The organism is Streptomyces sparsus (assembly GCF_054776295.1).
This window is the reverse complement of sequence record NZ_BAAHCA010000746.1, coordinates 1-2,474: the sequence shown is the minus strand read 5'-3', so window position 1 is coordinate 2,474 and position 2,474 is coordinate 1. Positions and strand designations below refer to the sequence as shown.

2 protein-coding genes are annotated in these 2,474 nt (G+C 73.6%); one reads left to right on the top strand and one right to left on the bottom strand.

Annotated features, from left to right (window positions below):
• Positions 1-70 precede the first annotated feature (70 nt).
• Entirely contained in the window at positions 71-1,294 is a 1,224-nt protein-coding gene (locus ACYVE9_RS22910; protein ID WP_461029785.1) for a YncE family protein, read from the bottom strand.
• 153 nt (positions 1,295-1,447) lie between these two features.
• Here ACYVE9_RS22910 and ACYVE9_RS22905 point away from each other — a divergent pair, with 153 nt between their 5' ends.
• Positions 1,448-2,428 (top strand): ABC transporter substrate-binding protein, encoded by a 981-nt coding sequence (locus tag ACYVE9_RS22905; protein WP_461029784.1) that lies wholly within the window; start codon positions 1,448-1,450, stop codon positions 2,426-2,428.
• Positions 2,429-2,474 lie beyond the last annotated feature (46 nt).

Genomic DNA, 2,474 nt, shown 5'->3' with positions numbered 1-2,474 from the left:
TTTCGCCCGCCGGTCCGCGCGCCCGGCCTGTGCCGGGTCGGACGCTTCGCGGCTGCGACGGCTCACCCGCTCAGCGTCCCAGCGGATCGTGGTGCGCGTCGTCGCCGGGCGCCAGCAGTGCCAGATGGCCGCCGTGGTCCAGGGCCGAACCCGCCTCCAACACCCGGGAGTCGTCCGGGTTCTCGGCGTCCACCAGGTGGATCTCGCCGTGCCCGCCGCGGCTGACCGCCACCCAGGAGGCACCCGGCGACGCGGCCACGGCCCGCCGCTGGACGCCCTCCCAGGGCGTGCCGCCCGCTCGGGGAGCGCCGTCCATCGGGGGCAGCGGCAGGCGACGCGTCACCGCCGGGCCGCGTCCGTCGACGTCGAGCAGGACCAGTTCGTCACCGTCCGGGTGCACGCGGGCGAACGCCGCGTGGCGCCGGGTCAGGCCCATCCGGAAGACGAGGCCGGGGCCCAGGTCGACCAGCTCGGTGCTGCCCTCGTCCAGGCGGTGGCACCAGGCGGTGTTGGTCCACTCGGGCCACCGCCGCGGGTCGGCCGGTCCGCCCCGGAGGCAGGACCACAGCAGTCTGCGGCGTGGGTCGAGGCGCAGGAAGTAGCCGCGTCCCTCGGCGCCCCAGGGCAGTGCGGCCTCGGCGACCAGGGTGTCGCCCGAGCGCCGGGCGCGGTGCACGCCGCCGCCGGTCGCCGCGAACACCCGCCGGTGCAGGGGGTCCTGGGCGTCGCCGTGGCCGTCGTCGGGCAGCGGGAGCGTGCAGAGCGCCGGTGGGGCCGGCGGGCAGCCGGGGGGAGCGGCCAGCAGCTCGGCGTAGCGGTGGGCGGTGAGTGCGCCCGGCTCACGCTGGCGCAGCACGACCATCGGGTCCGGCCCGCCGAGCAGTGTGACGCCGGGCTCTCCGACCCGCACGCGGACCCGTACCGCGTCCCCGGTGTGCAGGTCGGCGACGGTCAGCAGGTCCGACCAGGGGGTGTCGTGGCAGCCGAGCCCGGTCGTGACCGCCACCCGCTGCCCCTCCGGATCGGCCGCCAGGTGCTCGGCCGGGACGGCCACCGGTATCTCGGCGCGCACCAGAGGCTGTTCGGGGCCCGCCGTGAACGGGTCGAGTACCAGCAGCGCGCCCGCCCGGTCGTCGACGCACGCCACCCGGCCGCCGGGCAGAGCCAGGAAGCCCGCGTGCTCGGAGGGGTGCCGCCGGTCCAGTCGTGTCACCACCTCGCCGTCCGGCAGGGTCAGCAGGCTCAGGGAACCGCCGACGTGGTCGGCGACGAGCAGCAGGGGAACGGCGGTCATCGGCGGTCGCCTCCAGTGGGGACGGGCGGGGGAACACGGCGGCACTTTCTTGATAATGATTATCATGTGTACCCTCCTCTGCGGAGGGTCTCCGGGGCGCCCTCCCCGCACCTCGTGTCCGCGCCCCGGATCACAAAGAACCGAGGGCCGCACATGTCGCGCTCACCCATTCGTTCCGCCCGGAACCGGCTTGCCGCCGCAGCGCTGGGTCTTCTCCTGGTGGGCTGCGGCACAGCGGCCGAGGACACCACCGCCGACGCACGTCCCGACGGCGGGCCCAGCACCGAGGTCGAGGTCGAACCGATCAAGCCGGCTTCGAGCATCACCGACACCCGCGGAGTCGACGTCGCTCCGGGGGAGCGCCCCCAGCGCATCGTGTGCCTGGTGGCGCTCTGCGACGACATGCTGTTCGAGCTCGGCCTCACGCCCGCCGCGACCAACAACGAACTGCTCGCCCAGGAAGGCTTTCTCGGCAAGCGCGAGGCCGCCGACGTGCCTGTGGTGCCCGGCGGGTTCATCGCACCCGAGGTGGAGGCGATCCTCTCCCACAAGCCCGACCTGGTGATCGGCCTGGGGGACACCCACGGCAAGTTGGCCCCGGCCCTGAAGGGCGCGACCACCTTCTGGCCCGTCCAGCCCGAGAAGTGGCAGGACAGTGTCGGCTACCTGCGTGACCTCGCCGCGCTGACCGGCCGCACCGAACAGGGCGAGAAGGCCGAACGCACCTTCCGCGCCAAGCTGGCCGCCGCAGAGAAGAAGCGCAGCGACCGCACGGCACTGATCATCTTCGGAAGCGACGAGAACTTCGGGGTGGCCACGCCCGGCACCGACGTGACCGCCGGACTGTTCCCCAAGCTGGCCCAGTACCCCTGGAAGTCACGGGGTGTGGAGGGAAGTTACAGCCTGGAGGAGATCCTCGCCCGGGACGTCGACGTGCTCTTCGTGGAGACCATGTCGTTCGGCGAGAGCGACGGCAAGCTCTCCGAGAAGCTCGCCGACAACCCGCTGTGGGCCAGGATCCCGGCCGTCCGCAACAACGAGGTGCACGAGGTCAACTCGGAGGTGTGGGCGAAGGGGCGCGGCACCCGCTCCCTGGGCATCGTGCTCGACGAGGCCGCGGCCGCACTGCGGTGAGGTCCCGCCTCGCCTCGTTCGGCGGCCCACGGGTGGGCCGCCGGCT

Bases quoted from the DNA above. Each gene is read 5' to 3' on its own strand.
- ACYVE9_RS22910 (WP_461029785.1), bottom strand. From the start codon at position 1,294: ATGACCGCCGTTCCCCTGCTGCTCGTCGCCGACCACGTCGGCGGTTCC.
- ACYVE9_RS22905 (WP_461029784.1), top strand. From the start codon at position 1,448: ATGTCGCGCTCACCCATTCGTTCCGCCCGGAACCGGCTTGCCGCCGCA.